General features: G+C 73.2%; 17 protein-coding genes. 11 read left to right on the forward strand and 6 right to left on the reverse strand.

Features of this window, described 5'->3' with window-relative positions; genetic code table 11:
* Window positions 1-121: 121 nt before the first annotated feature.
* The 3 genes from K329_RS0103225 to K329_RS0103235 all read left to right on the forward strand — a co-directional run bounded on the left by K329_RS0103225 (window position 122) and on the right by K329_RS0103235 (window position 3653).
* Window positions 122-916 (forward strand): SDR family NAD(P)-dependent oxidoreductase, encoded by a 795-nt coding sequence (locus tag K329_RS0103225; RefSeq protein ID WP_028471928.1) that lies wholly within the window; start codon window positions 122-124, stop codon window positions 914-916.
* 66 nt (window positions 917-982) lie between these two features.
* Window positions 983-2110 carry a DUF5938 domain-containing protein gene (locus K329_RS0103230; protein WP_028471929.1) on the forward strand — a complete coding sequence of 376 codons (1128 nt, stop codon included), beginning with the start codon at window positions 983-985 and terminating at the stop codon, window positions 2108-2110.
* A 4-nt stretch (window positions 2111-2114) separates the two neighbouring features.
* Window positions 2115-3653, forward strand: a complete 1539-nt coding sequence (locus tag K329_RS0103235) for an acyl-CoA synthetase (protein WP_028471930.1) — start codon at window positions 2115-2117, stop codon at window positions 3651-3653.
* A 63-nt stretch (window positions 3654-3716) separates the two neighbouring features.
* Here K329_RS0103235 and K329_RS32055 read toward each other — a convergent pair whose 3' ends face one another.
* From K329_RS32055 to K329_RS0103255, 5 genes are all read right to left on the reverse strand, one after another.
* Complete coding sequence (locus K329_RS32055) at window positions 3717-3791, reverse strand: 50S ribosomal protein bL37 (protein WP_369759046.1); 75 nt, start codon at window positions 3789-3791, stop codon at window positions 3717-3719.
* 112 nt (window positions 3792-3903) lie between these two features.
* On the reverse strand, window positions 3904-4206 hold the full coding sequence (gene rsrA / locus K329_RS0103240) for a mycothiol system anti-sigma-R factor (RefSeq protein ID WP_028471931.1): 303 nt from the start codon (window positions 4204-4206) through the stop codon (window positions 3904-3906).
* Window positions 4203-4841 carry a sigma-70 family RNA polymerase sigma factor gene (locus K329_RS24285; protein ID WP_169721562.1) on the reverse strand — a complete coding sequence of 213 codons (639 nt, stop codon included), beginning with the start codon at window positions 4839-4841 and terminating at the stop codon, window positions 4203-4205. Before K329_RS24285 ends, rsrA begins: the two co-directional genes overlap by 4 nt.
* Window positions 4842-4995: 154 nt before the next feature.
* The gene (locus K329_RS24290) at window positions 4996-5688 is read right to left on the reverse strand and encodes an alpha/beta hydrolase family protein (RefSeq protein WP_211225718.1); all 693 of its coding nucleotides are present in this window, start codon (window positions 5686-5688) and stop codon (window positions 4996-4998) included.
* A gap of 2 nt (window positions 5689-5690) precedes the next feature.
* Entirely contained in the window at window positions 5691-6440 is a 750-nt protein-coding gene (locus tag K329_RS0103255; RefSeq protein WP_028471932.1) for an SOS response-associated peptidase, read from the reverse strand.
* Between the two features lie 99 nt (window positions 6441-6539).
* Here K329_RS0103255 and K329_RS0103260 point away from each other — a divergent pair, with 99 nt between their 5' ends.
* The 7 genes from K329_RS0103260 to K329_RS24300 all read left to right on the forward strand — a co-directional run bounded on the left by K329_RS0103260 (window position 6540) and on the right by K329_RS24300 (window position 11662).
* Window positions 6540-7064 carry a DoxX family protein gene (locus tag K329_RS0103260; protein WP_028471933.1) on the forward strand — a complete coding sequence of 175 codons (525 nt, stop codon included), beginning with the start codon at window positions 6540-6542 and terminating at the stop codon, window positions 7062-7064.
* A 61-nt stretch (window positions 7065-7125) separates the two neighbouring features.
* Entirely contained in the window at window positions 7126-8457 is a 1332-nt protein-coding gene (gene aroA, locus K329_RS0103265; RefSeq protein ID WP_084540946.1) for a 3-phosphoshikimate 1-carboxyvinyltransferase, read from the forward strand.
* Between the two features lie 3 nt (window positions 8458-8460).
* The gene (rsgA, locus tag K329_RS0103270; RefSeq protein WP_028471935.1) at window positions 8461-9483 is read left to right on the forward strand and encodes a ribosome small subunit-dependent GTPase A; all 1023 of its coding nucleotides are present in this window, start codon (window positions 8461-8463) and stop codon (window positions 9481-9483) included.
* A gap of 17 nt (window positions 9484-9500) precedes the next feature.
* Complete coding sequence (locus tag K329_RS24295) at window positions 9501-10379, forward strand: inositol monophosphatase family protein (RefSeq protein WP_043641934.1); 879 nt, start codon at window positions 9501-9503, stop codon at window positions 10377-10379.
* A 90-nt stretch (window positions 10380-10469) separates the two neighbouring features.
* Window positions 10470-10913 (forward strand): CBS domain-containing protein, encoded by a 444-nt coding sequence (locus K329_RS0103280; protein WP_028471936.1) that lies wholly within the window; start codon window positions 10470-10472, stop codon window positions 10911-10913.
* Window positions 10914-10984: 71 nt separating this feature from the next.
* Window positions 10985-11353, forward strand: a complete 369-nt coding sequence (locus K329_RS0103285) for an FKBP-type peptidyl-prolyl cis-trans isomerase (protein ID WP_028471937.1) — start codon at window positions 10985-10987, stop codon at window positions 11351-11353.
* Window positions 11354-11356: 3 nt separating this feature from the next.
* Window positions 11357-11662: an RNA-binding S4 domain-containing protein gene (locus K329_RS24300; RefSeq protein WP_084540947.1), complete on the forward strand. Its 306-nt coding sequence runs from the start codon at window positions 11357-11359 to the stop codon at window positions 11660-11662.
* 421 nt (window positions 11663-12083) lie between these two features.
* On the opposite strand, the gene K329_RS0103295 is transcribed toward K329_RS24300, so the two are convergent.
* Complete coding sequence (locus K329_RS0103295; protein WP_052336296.1) at window positions 12084-13349, reverse strand: DUF445 domain-containing protein; 1266 nt, start codon at window positions 13347-13349, stop codon at window positions 12084-12086.
* 220 nt (window positions 13350-13569) lie between these two features.
* Between K329_RS0103295 and K329_RS0103300 the strand changes: the two genes are divergently transcribed.
* Window positions 13570-15180, forward strand: a complete 1611-nt coding sequence (locus K329_RS0103300) for an MXAN_6640 family putative metalloprotease (protein WP_028471939.1) — start codon at window positions 13570-13572, stop codon at window positions 15178-15180.
* Window positions 15181-15302: the final 122 nt, after the last annotated feature.

Below are 15302 nucleotides of genomic sequence, written 5' to 3' on the forward strand. Positions count from 1 at the left end.
ACATTCGTCCAAACTCTTGACGAGCGTCAAGTTTTCGCACCATGGTGTGACCGGCGCCACAATCCGGCGCCTCCCGATCGACGACGACGCCCGCCCGGGCGTCGTGAGCAGAGGAGCTCCGATGACCGATCTCGACCTGACCGGACGCACCGCCCTGGTGACCGGTGGCGCCCAGGGCCTCGGCGAGGGCATGGCCCACACCCTGGCCGCCGCCGGCGCGCGCGTGCTGGTCGCCGACGTGCAGGACGACCTCGGGGCGAAGGTGGCGGAGTCGCTCGGCGACGGTCACGCCTTCACGCACCTCGACGTCACGGACGACACCCAGTGGGAGGCCGCGGTGGCCACCGCCGTCGAGCAGCTCGGCGGCCTCGACATCGTCGTCAACAACGCCGGCGTCGAGATCACCAGCCTGCTCGTGGACGTCGAGCCGGCCGCGGTCCGCAGGATGCTCGAGATCAACCTGCTCGGCACCACGCTGGGTCTCAAGCACGCGTTCCGCACGATGCGCCCCGGTGGCGCCGCCGGCCGCGGCGGCACCGTCATCAACGTCGCCTCGGTCGCCGCGACCATCGCCTTCCCCGGCATCGCCGTCTACTCCGCCACCAAGTCGGGGGTCGACCGGCTCACCCGGGTCGGGGCGATGGAGGCGGGCAAGCTCGGCTACGGCGTGCGCGTCAACTGCATCTGCCCCGGCCTCGTGCCCACCGCGATGGGCATCGGGCTCGCGAACGACGTGGCCGGCATCGGTCTCTTCGGGTCCGCCGAGGAGGCTGTCCAGGGCGTCGTCGACCTCACGCCCTCCGGCCGGCTCGGCGAGATCTCCGACATGACCGACGCCGTCCTCTTCCTGGCCTCCGACGCGTCGCGCTTCGTCAACGGCGTCGCGCTGTCGGTCGACGGCGGCATGGGCATGTGACCCGCCCGTCCCCGCCGCCCGTCCCCGCCGCCACTCCTCCACCGACCTCCCCAGCGAAGGAACACCATGTCTGACAAGCCCGTCGTCGTGTACGGCGCCTCCGGCTACACCGGCCGCCTCATCTGCGAGTACCTCCGGGAGTACAACGTCCCCTTCGTCGCCGCCGGCCGCGACGGCGACAAGCTCACCGCCTCCATGGCCTCGAACGTCGCCGGCATCGAGACGGCCTCCTACGAGGTCGTCGAGGTCACGCACGACGTCGCCTCGCTCACCGAGCTCTTCCGCGGCGCCTCGGTCGTCTGCAACACGGTCGGCCCCTTCAGCAAGTGGGGCCCCGAGGTCGTCGAGGCGTGCCTCGCCGCCGGCGTCCACTACACCGACACGACCGGCGAGCAGGACTGGCTGATCACCTGCGACGAGAAGTACGGCGCCGACTTCGCGGCCGCCGGCCTGCTGCTCTCCCCCGGCATCGCGCACATGTACACCACCGGCGAGATCGCGGCGGAGGTCGCTCTGGAGCAGCCCGGTCTCGACACCCTCGACATCGCCGTGTTCTGGGGCGGCAGCCCGACCATCGCCTCGACCCAGACGATCCTCTTCAACGCCGCGCTGTCGAACGCCCACTACCTCGAGCAGAACGAGTACGTCGCGTTCGACCCCGACGCGGGCCACTTCCACCTGGCGGTACCGGGCCAGCACGAGGTCGCCCTCGCCCTGCCGTGGGGCGGCACGTCCCACCCCGTCTGGTACCGACGCGACCCCCGGGTCGCCAACGTCCGCGCGCTCGGCGGTGTCTTCAACCGCGGCCTCATGCTCGCCGTGCCGCAGATCGTGGCCGGCGCCCTCGAGGCGACGAAGGACATGGATCCTGACGACAAGTACCTCGCACTCGCCGCGACGGCAGCCCAGGTGATGAGCCAGATGCCGCCGCGTGAGAACCCGCGGCTCAACAAGTCGCTCGACTCGGCGCACGCCTCAGGACCGCTGGGTCGGGCGCACTGCGTCATCCACGGCAACCAGAACTACAAGCAGACCGGTGCGCTGCAGGCGTACGCCGCCTACGCGCTGCTGCAGCAGCCCCCACGGCGGGTCGGCTTCGCATCGGGCTGCCAGGCGTTCGGCCACCGCGAGCTGCTCGGGGTGCTCCGGGGGTTCGGCCTCGTCAGCGACCCCGTCCTGACCGTGGAGCGCTGAGCGCGTGCGACTGGTCGACTACCTCGACAAGGGCGCGAGCCTCGACCCCTCGGCACCCTGCCTGACGACGGACGGCCGGTCGCTCGGCTACGCCGAGGTGCGGGAGCTCAGCTTCCGCATCTCGGCGGCCCTGGCCGGACGCGGCGTCGAGCCCGGCGACAAGGTCGCGATCCTGTCGGCGAACGATCCGGTCGCCTTCGCCTGCGTGTTCGGCATCAGCCGGGCCGGGGCGGTCTGGTGCCCCGTCAACCCGCGCAACGAGGCCGCGGAGAACCGCGAGCTCCTGGCCCTCTTCGAGTGCGGCACCCTCGTCTTCCAGGCCTCGTTCGCACCGCTGGTGGAGCAGATCCGCGGCGACCTCCCCCTGCTGACGACCCTGGTCTGCCTCGACGCCGACGTACCGGGCGCCCTGACCTGGACGCAGTTCCTGGCCGCCGCGCCGGCCGCGGAGGAGGGCGTCGACCGGCTCCCCGTCGACGACGTGGCCATGATCGTCGGCACCGGCGGGACGACCGGTCGCCCGAAGGGCGTGGTGCTGACGACCCGCAACCTCGAGGCGATGACGGCGGCGACGCTGATGGGCTATCCCTTCGAGGGCCGTCCCGTCTACCTCGCGCTCGCGCCGCTCACGCACGCCGCGGGGGTGCTCTGCTTCCCCGTGCTGTCGCTCGGCGGCGAGGTCGTGATCATGCGGACCCCCGACGTGGGCGCCTTCCTCGACCTCGTGCCGCAGCACGGCGTCACCCACACGTTCCTGCCCCCGACGCTGGTCTACCTGGTGCTCGACTCCCCCGCGCTGGCGACGACGGACCTCTCCTCGCTGCAGTGCTTCTGGTACGGCGCCGCGCCCATGTCGTCGGCGCGACTCGAGGAGGCACTGGGACGCATCGGTCCCGTCATGGCCCAGCTCTTCGGCCAGACCGAGGCACCGATGATGATCTCGACGATGGCCCCGGCCGACCACTTCCGGCCCGACGGGTCGGTGGCGGTCGAGCGGCTCTCCTCGGCGGGCCGGCCCTCACCGCTCGTCACCGTCGCCGTGATGGCCGACGACGGCACGGTCCTGCCGACCGGGCAGCCGGGCGAGATCGTCGTGCGCGGCTCGCTCGTCATGCGGGGCTACTACCGCGACCCGGCGGCCACCGCCGCGGCCTCGGCCCACGGCTGGCACCACACGGGCGACATCGGGTTCCTCGACGAGGCCGGCTACCTCCACATCGTCGACCGGGCGAAGGACATGGTGATCACCGGCGGCTTCAACGTCTACTCGACCGAGGTCGAGCAGGCCGTGATGCAGCACCCGGCCGTGGCCGACTGCGCGGTGGTCGGCCTGCCCGACGAGAAGTGGGGCGAGCGGGTCGTGGTCGTGCTGCAGCTGCGGCCCGGTCAGACGCTCGAGCCCGACGAGCTGCGAGCCTTCGTGAAGGCACGGATCGGCAGCGTCAAGACCCCGAAGCAGGTGGAGGTGTGGGAGGACCTCCCGCGCTCGAAGGTCGGCAAGGTGCTCAAGACCGACATCAAGCGGACGCTCCGGACCCCCTGAGACGCGACGCACCCCCGGCCGGAGGGCTCGGGGGTGGCGTGGTGGTGCGGGTGCTTCTCGCGCTCAGGCGTTGGGGCGCTTGCCGTGGTTCGCGCCCTTCTTCTTGCGAGCGCGGCGCTTGCGGCCGGTCTTGCCCATGGCGTTCCTCCTGGTGTCTGCGACGACTCGCAGGTCGGTCTCCCGCGGGCCATCGGGCATTCTCGCAGGTTCCGCGGCCTGCCACCAATCCGGTGGGGGCCGCGGACCCGCGTCACTCCGCGATGCGGATGCGGACTTCCTGGATCTGGAGCAGCACGCGCTGCCGCAGCGCGTCGGGAGCGGACTCCCGGCACGAGCGGGCGACGACGGCCTTCACGGTGCGCTCGAGGTCGTACTTGCGCAGGCAGGGACCGCACTCGTCGAGGTGGGCCTGCACGACCGAGCAGTCGTCGGCGTCCAGCTCGTTGTCGATGAAGTAGATGATGCGCTCGAGGAAGTCGGCGCACTCCTCCGCGCTGCCGTCGAGGGGCGCCTCGGGGCGACCGGCGCCGGGGTGCGAGTGTCCGGTGCTCACCGTGCGGCCTCCTTCTGCGTCGCCGCGCCGACGGTGGCCGTCGGGAGCAGATCGTTGGTGCGGACGTAGTCGGCCAGCATGTCGCGCAGCTGGCGACGGCCGCGGTGCAGCCGCGACATCACGGTGCCGATCGGGGTGTCCATGATCTCGGCGATCTCCTTGTAGGGGAATCCCTCGACGTCGGCGAGGTACACCGCCATCCGGAACTCCTCGGGCAGGCGCTGGAGCGCGTCCTTCACCTGGCTGTCGGGGAGGTGCTCGAGCGCCTCGTGCTCGGCCGACTTCAGGCCGACGGACGTGTGGGACTCCGCCCGGGCGAGCTGCCAGTCCTCCACGTCCTCCGCCATCGACTGCTGCGGCTGCCGCTGCTTCTTGCGGTAGGTGTTGATGAAGGTGTTGGTGAGGATGCGGTAGAGCCAGGCCTTGAGGTTCGTGCCGGGCCGGAACTGGTGGAAGGAGGAGTACGCCTTGGCGAACGTCTCCTGCACCAGGTCCTCCGCGTCGGCCGGGTTGCGCGTCATGCGCATCGCGGCCGAGTAGAGCTGGTCGAGGAACGGCAGGGCGTCACGCTCGAAGCGTGCGCCGCGCTCCTCGTCGGTCTCGACCGCGTCGGCGGTCCCCGTCGTCTCTGTCATCGTCGTCGAGCGTACTCCGAGCACGTCGAACCCGGTCCCGGCTCCGACCGCCACCGGTCGCTCCTCGCACACCAGCATCCGTACCTCCTCGTATCGCGTCGCTCCGTCGCAACGACGACACCCCCGGGGCTATTCCGGCGGGGCGGGAGGCGACTCAGCCGACGACCTCCCGCACGATCCACTCCAGCACCGTCTCGACGACGACCCCGAGCGCCTCCTCCTGCGTCAGCGCACCGGAGCGCAGCACCTTCATGCCGTGGTCCGCGCCCGGTACGACGGCCAGGTCGAGGTCGGCGGGCAGGTCCGCTGCCTCGAGCTCGTCGGGACGCCCCATGGCGTCGCGCTCGCCCTGGACCACGAGGAGCGGGACCCCGGCCCCGGCCAGCTCCGGGCGACGGGACCTCTCGGGCCGGCCGGGCGGGTGGAGCGGGAAGGCCAGCAGCACCGCGCCCACCGCGCCGAGGTCGCTCGCGCAGCGCGCCGCGGAGCGCGCCCCCGCCGAGCGACCGCCGAGCACGAGCGGCACCGCGCGGTCGGCGTCCGGCAGCGCGGCCACCCCGGCGACCAGGCCGACGTCGAGGGTGGCGGGCGGCGTCGCGACCTTGCGCCCGGCCACGTGCCATGGCTGCTCGAGGCGCACGACGGTGATGCCCTGGTCGGGCAGCGCGTCGGCGAGGGCCTCCAGGTCGGCCGAGGCCACGCCGTTGCCCGCCCCGTGGCCCAGCACGAGGCACGCGACCGGGTCCGTCGCGGCCCGGCGGTGCAGCCGGCCCTCGCCGTACGGCGTCGGGAACGCCACGACCTGGTCGCGGGGGTCGCGGGGGTCCCCGGTCTCGGCGGGAGGCACCGTCAGGCCTCGCCTTCCGCGGGCAGCGGGTCGACCAGGTGGGGCCCGTCGTTGCGCACGTTGGAGACGGCCTTCGACACCGGGAACGCCTCGAGCCGCCCGGGCAGCGCGGGCTCCAGGAGCTCGAGGAGGTCGGGGCCGGCCGTGACGGTGGGGTCGAGCCAGTCGGCCCAGTCGTCGCGGCCGACCATCAGGGGCATCCGGTCGTGGATGCGCCCCAGGTCGTCGGTGGCGTCGGTGGTGATGACGGTCGAGGTCCAGCGGAAGCGGTCCGGGTCGTCCTCGTCCTTCGTGGGGTCGCGCCAGATCTCGTAGAGACCGGCCATGGCCAGCACCCCGCCGTCGGCGGGGCGGATGAAGTAGGGCTGCTTGACCGGCTTGCCGGCCTTCGTCTGCTGCTCCGTCACGTACCACTCGTAGTAGCCGTCGGCGGGCAGGATGCAGCGTCGCGACGCGAAGGCCTTCCGGAACGCAGGCTTCTCCGCCACCGTCTCGACCCGGGCGTTGATCATCCGGGAGCCGATCTTCGGGTCCTTGGCCCAGGAGGGCACGAGTCCCCAGCGCAGGGCGCGGAGCTGGCGTCGTACCGCCTCGTCGTCGCCCTTCGGCGGCCGCTCGAGGATCGCGTAGACCGGGTCGGTCGGCGCCACGTTCCAGCTGGGCTCCGGCGTGGTGGCGAGCACGGTCTCGGCCACGTCGAACTCGTCGACGAGGTCGTCGGGCTCACGGCTCGAGGCGTAGCGACCGCACATGCCGCCAGGTTAGACGCCCGGAGGCCGGGCGTGCGCGGCTCGCGCCCTCCCCCTCGCGGGTCTACTGCGCATCTGGCGCGATCGTGTAGGAAGGACGCCATGACCGTCACGCGACTGATCGCCCGCCCGCTGCTCGCCTCGATGTTCGTCGTCGGCGGGTTCAACGCTCTGCGCAACGCCGAGGCGATGGCCCCGAAGGCCGCCAAGGTGACCGACAAGGTCGTGCCCAAGGCGCAGGGAGCCGGCCTCCCGCTCCCCGACAACGCCGTGACCCTCGTGCGCATCAACGCCGCCGTCCAGATCCTCGCGGGCGCCGCCCTGGCGACGAACCGCTCGCCGCGCCTCGCCGCCGGTGTCCTCGCGGCCTCGCTGGTGCCGACCACCGTCGCCGGCCACCCGTTCTGGGAGGAGAGCGACACCACGGCGAAGAGCCTCCAGCTCACCCAGTTCGTGAAGAACGGCTCGGTGCTCGGCGGTCTGCTGCTCGCCGCCGTCGACACCGACGGCAAGCCCGGCCTGGCCTGGCGCGCGCGCCGCGCCGCCAAGGACGCGAAGCGCGAGGCCGCCGTGCTCACCAAGACGGCCCGCCGCGAGGCCAAGCTCGCCAAGGCCCAGCTCACCTGAGACCCGCTCCGCACGAGCCTGGCCGCAGCCGGGGACGCTCGCGCTCGGTACCCTGCCGACCGTGACGTCCTCGGCTGCTGCTCCCGGCCCCTCCCTCCCCGCGCCCGCCGACCCCTGGCCCGCGCCCCGGGTGGTGCGGCCGGTCGACATCGTCACCTCCCTGCCGGGCAGCAAGTCGCTGACGAACCGCGCCCTGGTGCTGGCCGCGCTCGCCGACGGGCCGTCCGTCGTACGTCGGGCACTGCGCTCGCGCGACACGCTCCTCATGGCGCAGGCGCTGACGTCGCTCGGCTCGACCGTCGACACCTCGGGCGACGACTGGACGGTCACCCCTGGCCCGTTCGACCGTGACGCCGCCGTCGACTGCGGCCTCGCCGGCACCGTGATGCGCTTCGTGCCCCCGATCGCCGGCCTCTCCACGGGCAGCGTGGCCTTCGACGGCGACGCCCACATGCGCAAGCGTCCCGTCGGCGAGATCCTCACGGCGCTGCGCGGGCTCGGGGTCGACGTGCATGACGACGAGCGCGGCGCCCTCCCCTTCACGATCGCCGGCACCGGGTCGGTCCGCGGCGGCACCGTCGTCATCGACGCCTCGGCGTCGTCGCAGTTCGTCTCGGCCCTCCTGCTCGCGGGCGCGACCTACGAGCACGGCGTCGACGTGCGCCACGACGGCAAGCCGATCCCGTCGCTGCCCCACATCGAGATGACCGTGTCGATGCTGCGGGCCCACGGCGTCGACGTCGACGACAGCGACGCCGACCGCTGGGCGGTCGCGCCGGGCCCGATCCACGCGGCCGACCACCTCATCGAGCCCGACCTCTCCAACGCCGGGCCCTTCGTCGCGCTCGCCGCCGCGACCGGCGGCACCGTCACCGTGCGCGACTGGCCGACCACGACCGACCAGGCCGGCGACGCCCTGCGCGGCATCCTCGCCGCCATGGGCTGCGACGTGCGGCTCGACGACGACGGGCTCCACGTCACCGGGCCGGAGCGGCTCACCGGCGTCGACCTCGACCTGCACGACGTCGGCGAGCTGACCCCGGTCGTCGCCGCGCTCTGCGCCCTCGCCGACGGCCCGTCGCACCTGCGGGGCATCGCCCACATCCGCGGCCACGAGACCGACCGGGTCACCGCGCTCGCGACCGAGCTCGCCGGGCTCGGCGCCGACGTCACGGAGCACCCCGACGGGCTCTCCTTCCGGCCCGCGCCCCTGCACGGCGGGGTGTTCCACACCTACGCCGACCACCGGATGGCGCACGCCGGCGTCGTCGTCGGGGCCGCCGTCGACGGCGTGCTGGTCGAGGACGTCGCCACCACCGCCAAGACGTTCCCCGACTTCGCCGGCGCCTGGACGCGCGTGACCGACGGCGCCACGCGCCCGGCCGGGGCCTGAGCCGTGGCCAGGGGGTGGGACGAGAACGACGCGGAGCACTACGAGCGACCCCGTCGTCGTACACGCCCCCGCACCAAGGACCGGCCGACGTACGACGACGCCGAGGCCGGCACGGTCGTCCGCGTCGACCGCGGCCGCTACACCGTGCTCGTCGACGGCCACCCCGTCTCGGCCCCCACCACCGCCATGAAGGCCCGGCCGCTGGGCCGCAAGGGCGTCGTCGTCGGTGACCGCGTGCGCCTCGTGGGCGACACCTCGGGCATCGACGGGGCGCTCGCCCGCATCGTCGAGGTCGACCCCCGGCGCACCGTGCTCCGCCGTACGGCGGACGACGACGACCCCGTCGAGCGCGTCATCGTCTGCAACGCCGACCAGCTCGTGGTGGTCGCCGCCCTCGCCGACCCCGAGCCCCGCCCGCGCCTCATCGACCGCGCGCTGGTGGCGGCGTACGACGCCGGGATGGCGCCGCTGCTGGTGCTGACCAAGGCCGACCTCGCCGACCCCGAGACGCTGCTCTCGACCTACCGCTCGCTGGGCGTGCCGTGGGTCGTGACGCAGAAGGGGGCCGAGGTGGAGGCCGTCCGGGAGCGCCTCGCCGGCCGCGTCAGCGTGCTCATCGGCCACAGCGGCGTCGGCAAGTCGACGCTCGTCAACCGCCTCGTGCCCACCGCCCTGCGCGACGTCGGTGTCGTCAACTCCACGACGGGTCGCGGACGACACACCTCGACGTCGGCCATCATGCTGGCGCTGCCCGCGGAGGACGGCGGCCCCGGCGAGCCCGGCGGGTGGATCATCGACACCCCGGGCATCCGCTCGTTCGGTCTCGCGCACGTGCTGCCCGAGCACCTCATCGAGGCGTTCCCCGACCTCGACGAGATGACCGAGGACTGCCCGCGCGGCTGCACCCACGGCGAGGACGAGCCCGAGTGCGAGCTCGACGAGGCACTCGAGGCGGGCCAGGTCGACCCCGACCGGGTCACCTCGTTCCGCCGACTTCTCGCCGCCCGCGAGAGCTCCGACGTCTGACGGCTAGATTGACCCGCATGGCCCTCGCTGACGCCGGCAGACCCGTCGACCACACCGACGACCTGAGACTGGCGCACCTGCTCGCCGACGACGCCGACTCCCTGAGCCTCGCCCGCTTCAAGGCGATGGACCTGCACGTGATGAGCAAGCCCGACCTGACCCCCGTCACCGACGCCGACCAGGCCGTCGAGGCGGCGATCCGCTCGAAGCTCTCGCGGGTCCGCTCGCGCGACGCGATCGTGGGCGAGGAGGAGGGCAGCACGGGCGACAGCTCGCGGCGCTGGATCATCGACCCCATCGACGGCACCAAGAACTTCGTGCGCGGCGTGCCCGTCTGGGCCACCCTCATCGGGCTCGAGGTCGACGGCGAGATCGTCGCCGGCGTCGTCTCGGCCCCCGCGCTCCAGCGCCGCTGGTGGGCCGCCAAGGGGCAGGGCGCCTGGACCGGCAAGTCGCTGCTGAAGGCCACCGCCTGCCAGGTCTCGGACGTGCGCGACCTCGGCGACGCCTCCCTCTCCTACAGCTCGCTGAGCGGCTGGGACGAGCGCGGCCGGCTCGACGACTTCGTGGCCCTCACCCGCAGCGTCTGGCGCACGCGGGCGTACGGCGACTTCTGGTCCTACATGCTCGTCGCCGAGGGGGCCGTCGACATCGCCGCGGAGCCCGAGCTCGAGCTGTACGACATGGGCGCGCTCGACGTGATCGTGCGCGAGGCCGGCGGCGCGTTCACCGGCCTCGACGGCCAGGACGGGCCCTGGAGCGGCAACGCGCTCGCGACCAACGGCCACCTCCACGACGCTGCGCTCGGCTTCCTCGGCACCGCCACCGGCGACGACCCGGACGACCAGGAGTTCGGCGGCGGCACCGTGCGCCAGCTGCGGCCCCGCACCCCCTGAGCCTTCCTATGTGACCACGGTCACACCTATGCTGCCGGGACGGTCCGCGCTCGCCCGCCCGGCGCGGGCCTCCGCCACCAGGAGGCCGAGATGAATATCCGCGACGCGCTCGCCCAGAAGGCGCCCGGCACCCACACCGTCACACCGGACGCCACCGTCCGCTCCGCGCTCGCCACGCTCGAGCAGCACAACATCGGCGCCCTCGTCGTCAGCGCCGACGGCGCCAGCCCCGACGGGATCCTCAGCGAGCGCGACCTGGTGCGCGAGATGCACCGCCGCGCCGACGACCTCCCCGGCTTCCTCGACGCCCCGGTCAGCGCGGTGATGACGGCCGTGCTGCACACCTGCACCGGCGACGTCTCGATCGAGTCGGTCATGCAGCAGATGACCGAGCACCGCGTGCGCCACCTGCCCGTGCTCGAGGGCGGCGGCACGCTGGTGGGGGTCGTCAGCATCGGCGACGTCGTCAAGCAGCGCATCAACGAGCTCGAGTTCGAGCGCGACCAGCTCGACACCTACGTGCACCAGGGCTGAGGCCCCCGCGCCCCTTTCCGCAGGGCGCCCCGGAGTTGCGGGCGCGGGGCGCAGCGACGAGGCTGGCCCTCATGGACAAGCCCGAGATCGAGTTCCCCGACTTCGAACCGCCGACCGACCTGGTCATCACCGACGTCACCGAGGGTGATGGCGCGGAGGCCGCTGCCGGCCAGACCGTGTCGGTGCACTACGTGGGCGTCGCCCACTCCACCGGCGAGGAGTTCGACGCGTCGTACAACCGCGGCACCCCGCTCCAGTTCCGCCTCGGCGTCGGCCAGGTCATCTCGGGCTGGGACACCGGCGTGCAGGGCATGAAGGTCGGCGGCCGTCGCCAGCTCGTCATCCCGCCGCACCTCGGGTACGGCGACCGCGGCGCCGGCGGCGTCATCAAGCCGGGCGAGACGCTCATCTTCGTCGTCGACCTGATCGGTGTCTCCTGACCCGTGCGACTCCCCTCGTTCCGCCGCGCCCGTGACACCCCCGCCGACGAGCCCGCCGCCCCCGCCCCGCGGGACGTGGCGATCCGCGACGAGGTGATCCGCCTCGGCCAGTTCCTGAAGCTCGCGAACCTGGTCGACAACGGCGCGGAGGCGAAGGAGCTGATCGCCGCCGGCGAGGTGACCGTGAACGACGAGGTCGACCTCCGCCGCGGACGCCAGCTGCGCGCCGGCGACGTGGTGGTGCTGCGCGGCGAGGCCGTGCGCGTCGCCGAGCCCGGCACGGAGGTCTCCGACGGGCTGCCCTGGTAGCCACCTGCTCGCTCCACCCGTACGACGACCGCCGCCCCGGCCTCCGGGCGGCGGTCGTCGCGTTGCGGGGCCCTCCGACGCCGGCGGGCGGCCGGCGGCGGCCGGCGGCGGCCGGCGGCGGTCGGGGCCGCCGTCGAGGGTGCGCTCCGGTGCCACCCGGTGACACCGCAGCGCACCCCAGCGCGGGTCCATGCCCGGTGGTGGCCGTCGACGCCGGGAGGCTCGGACAGCCGGGTGATCCGGTGTCACCTGGTGGCACCGGATCACCCGGCTCTCAGTCGGGCTCCCCCGGCCCCCACCCGGTGTAACGCGGTGTCCAGGTGTCCGAGTGCGTGTCCTGACACGTGTGCAGACACCCGGACACCGCGTTACACGTACGACGACCGGTGCCTCCGGCGATGCCCGTACGGCGCCGCCGGACCTACCCCACCAGCACGGCGACGGTGTGGATCAGCAGGCCGACGAGACCGCCGACGACCGTGCCGTTGATGCGGATGAACTGGAGGTCGCGGCCGACGTGCAGCTCGATCTTGCGCGCGGCCTCCTTGCCGTCCCAGCGCTCGATGGTGGTGGTGATGACGTCGGTGAGCTCCGCGCCGTACCGGGTGACCGCGAAGACCACGGCGTCGGCCAGCACCCCGTCGAGGCGCTTCTGGAGCTTGGTGTCCTCGCCGAGGCGTCGACCGAAGGCGGCGAGCTCGGTCTCGAGGCGGTCCCGGAGGGGGCCCTCGGGGTCCTGGAGCGCGCCGGTGAGGGCCCGCTGGAAGGCGTTCCACAGCGACACCGCGGTGGCGAGCACCTGCGGGTGCTCGAGCACGCGCAGCTTGAGGCGCTCGGCGCGCTCGGCGGTGGCGGGGTCCTCGGCGAGGTCGCGGGCGAGGTCGCGGAGCATGGAGTCCAGGGCCTGGCGGGCGCGGTGGGTCGGGTCGCTGCGGATGTCCTCGACCCACTTGATGGCCTCGAGGTGCACGCGCTGGGTGACGGCGTCGTTGAGGCGCGGCGGGCTCCACCAGGGGGCGCGCTCCCCGAGCACCTCGATGAACGTGTCCTCGTTCTTGCCGAGCCAGCGCACCAGCTCCTCGAGGGCGAGGTCGACGAGACCGTGGTGGAGGTCGTCCTCGACCATCTCGCCGAGCAGCGCGCTCGCGATCGGCGCGATGGGCTCCTCGCGGAAGCGGGGCAGCAGCACGGCCTCCGCGAGCTCGGAGACGTGGTCGTCGCGCACGCGGCCGAGGCCCGCCACCGCGACCTCGGAGACCTCGTCGACGACCCGGCGGGCGTGCGCGGGGTCGACCACCCAGGCCCCGACGCGGCGGCTCACCTCGGCGGCACCGACCCGCTCGCGGATGATGTTCTCGGCGAGGAAGTTGTCCTTCACGAAGTCCTGCAGGCCGCGGCCGAGCTCGTTCTTGCGGCGCGGGATGAGCGCCGTGTGCGGGATCGGCAGGCCCAGCGGGTGGCGGAACAGCGCCGTCACGGCGAACCAGTCGGCCATCGCGCCCACCATCGACGCCTCGGCACCCGCGTTGACGAAGCCCCAGAACCCGTCCTGGCCGAGTGTCGCGGCGTACACGACGGCCGCCGCGACCAGCAGGCCGGTGGCGACGGCGCGCATGCGGTTGAGGGCCTTCTGGCGTACGACGTCCGCCTCGGCGGCTCCGGGCAGGCGGAACATGTCCGTGCTCATGGGGGTGATCCTCTCCTGCCCGGGCTGCGGGCTGCGAACGGCCGTCGACGACCGTGCGTCGCAGGTGCTCGTGCCAGCGTAGGTGGTACTCCCCATAGGGCCCTGACCTGCGCCGACGCCCGGGAGAAAAGTGCGCGTACCGGAGGCGCTCGGGGCCCTCGTCCGCCTACCCTGAGGCGCTCGGTGCCGCCGGGCACGTGACCCTGCCCGAAGGATGCCCATGCCCAGACGCGCCACGAGCGGCCTCGTCGCCCTCGTCCTCGCCGGCCTGCTCGTCGCCCCGGCGACGGCGGCCTCCGCCGCCCCGGGTGCCGCCCCGGCCACCACCGCGACCCCCGCCACGGCCGCGGAGCCCGGCGACCCGACCCCCGTCCCCCTGGCTGACGAGGCCATCACCCCGGAGATCGCCACGGAGGTGCTCGAGATCGCCGTCGAGGCCGTCAACGGCGAGGTGGTGAACGAGGCCACCGGCGAGACCGAGGCCCCGACCATGGCGCTGCGCGACCTGCTGCGCGTGCTCCCCCGCCTGACCGAGCCGCAGCAGGAGGTGGCCGGCCGCCTCCTCGCCCGGCCCACCGAGGGCTTCGACCCCGAGCTGGGGGTCGGCTACACGACCGAGAACGTCAAGGTCGGCTGCAACACGGCCGTCTGCGTGCACTACGTCGTCGAGCCCGGCAACGTCGACCGCGCGACCGACGCCTGGGCCTACGAGACCCAGAAGACCGTCACGCGAGCCCGCTCCTTCCTCCTCGGCACGCAGGGCTACAACGCCCCGCCCACCGACGGCACCCGCGGCGGCAACGCCCTCTTCGACGTCTACCTCGCCGACCTCGGCGAGCTCGGCCTCTACGGCTACTGCGCCCCCGAGTCCGAGGTGCCCGGCACCAACCCGCGGGCCACCAGCTACTGCGTGCTCGACAACGACTACGTCGAGTTCGGGTACGACGACCCCCGCGAGCCGCTGCAGGTCACGGCCGTGCACGAGTTCTCCCACGCCGTGCAGTTCGGCTACGACTTCACCGAGGACCTCTGGCTCTACGAGAGCACCGCGACCTGGGTCGAGGAGCGCTTCGCGCCGAACGTGAACGACGCGTGGAGCTACCTGGAGGACAGCGCACTGACCGCGCCGACCTCGCCGCTCGACCGCGCGCGGGAGGACTCGTTCTCGGTCTACGGCAACTGGATCTTCTGGGAGTACCTCGCGGCCCGCTTCGGCGACAACGTCGTGCGCCAGACCTGGAACCGGGCCTCGAACCCGTGGCAGACCCACTCCCTGCAGGCCGTCGAGGCCGCGCTGCGCGACTTCCGCGACGGCAGCGGTCGCGGCAACCTCGCCAAGGAGCTCGCGGGCTTCGGCGCGGCCAACGTCTACGCGGCGGCGCACTACCGCAGCGCCCGGGCGCTCGGGCTCTCGGCGCCGACGCAGCGCTACCTCCGCCTGACCAACCGGCAGACGTCCACGTCGCTCATCCGCAGCGGCGTCGCGCCCATGACGACCAACTCGACGACCGTCGTCCCGGACTCCACCCTCGGCCCGAACCGGCTGCGCCTGCGCGTCCGGTTCAGCTTCACGGGCACGCCGTCCGGCGGCGCGTTCGCGATCGTCGAGACCAAGGACGGCAAGATCTCGCGCGTCCCGATCACGCTCCAGAGCCCGGGCACCACGGCGTACCTGCCGTTCTCCACGGCCACGGTGCGTCGCGTGACGATCACGTTCTCGAACGCGTCGACCCGGTTCGACTGCGACCGGGGCACCGACCGGGCGTGCGCCGGTCGCCCGCTCGACGCGCAGGGCATCGTCAACTACGACCTGCGGGTCGAGCGCTACTGACGCCAGGGCTCCGGTAGCGGCCCCGCCCGCGCCACGGGCAGCCGCACACGACGCGACCCCGGACCCGTGCTCCACGCACGGGTCCGGGGTCGCTGTCGTCGTACGGGGTCGCGGCCCCCGAC

The sequence above is a fragment of the Nocardioides alkalitolerans DSM 16699 genome, from assembly GCF_000426525.1.
Lineage (GTDB): Bacteria > Actinomycetota > Actinomycetes > Propionibacteriales > Nocardioidaceae > Nocardioides > Nocardioides alkalitolerans.

Coding starts and splice junctions, on each gene's coding strand:
- K329_RS0103300 (WP_028471939.1), top strand. CDS start 13,570: ATGCCCAGACGCGCCACGAGCGGCCTCGTCGCCCTCGTCCTCGCCGGC.
- K329_RS0103260 (WP_028471933.1), top strand. CDS start 6,540: ATGACCGTCACGCGACTGATCGCCCGCCCGCTGCTCGCCTCGATGTTC.
- K329_RS0103285 (WP_028471937.1), top strand. CDS start 10,985: ATGGACAAGCCCGAGATCGAGTTCCCCGACTTCGAACCGCCGACCGAC.
- K329_RS0103295 (WP_052336296.1), bottom strand. CDS start 13,349: ATGAGCACGGACATGTTCCGCCTGCCCGGAGCCGCCGAGGCGGACGTC.
- K329_RS0103230 (WP_028471929.1), top strand. CDS start 983: ATGTCTGACAAGCCCGTCGTCGTGTACGGCGCCTCCGGCTACACCGGC.
- K329_RS24285 (WP_169721562.1), bottom strand. CDS start 4,841: ATGACAGAGACGACGGGGACCGCCGACGCGGTCGAGACCGACGAGGAG.
- K329_RS0103225 (WP_028471928.1), top strand. CDS start 122: ATGACCGATCTCGACCTGACCGGACGCACCGCCCTGGTGACCGGTGGC.
- K329_RS0103255 (WP_028471932.1), bottom strand. CDS start 6,440: ATGTGCGGTCGCTACGCCTCGAGCCGTGAGCCCGACGACCTCGTCGAC.
- K329_RS24295 (WP_043641934.1), top strand. CDS start 9,501: ATGGCCCTCGCTGACGCCGGCAGACCCGTCGACCACACCGACGACCTG.
- K329_RS0103280 (WP_028471936.1), top strand. CDS start 10,470: ATGAATATCCGCGACGCGCTCGCCCAGAAGGCGCCCGGCACCCACACC.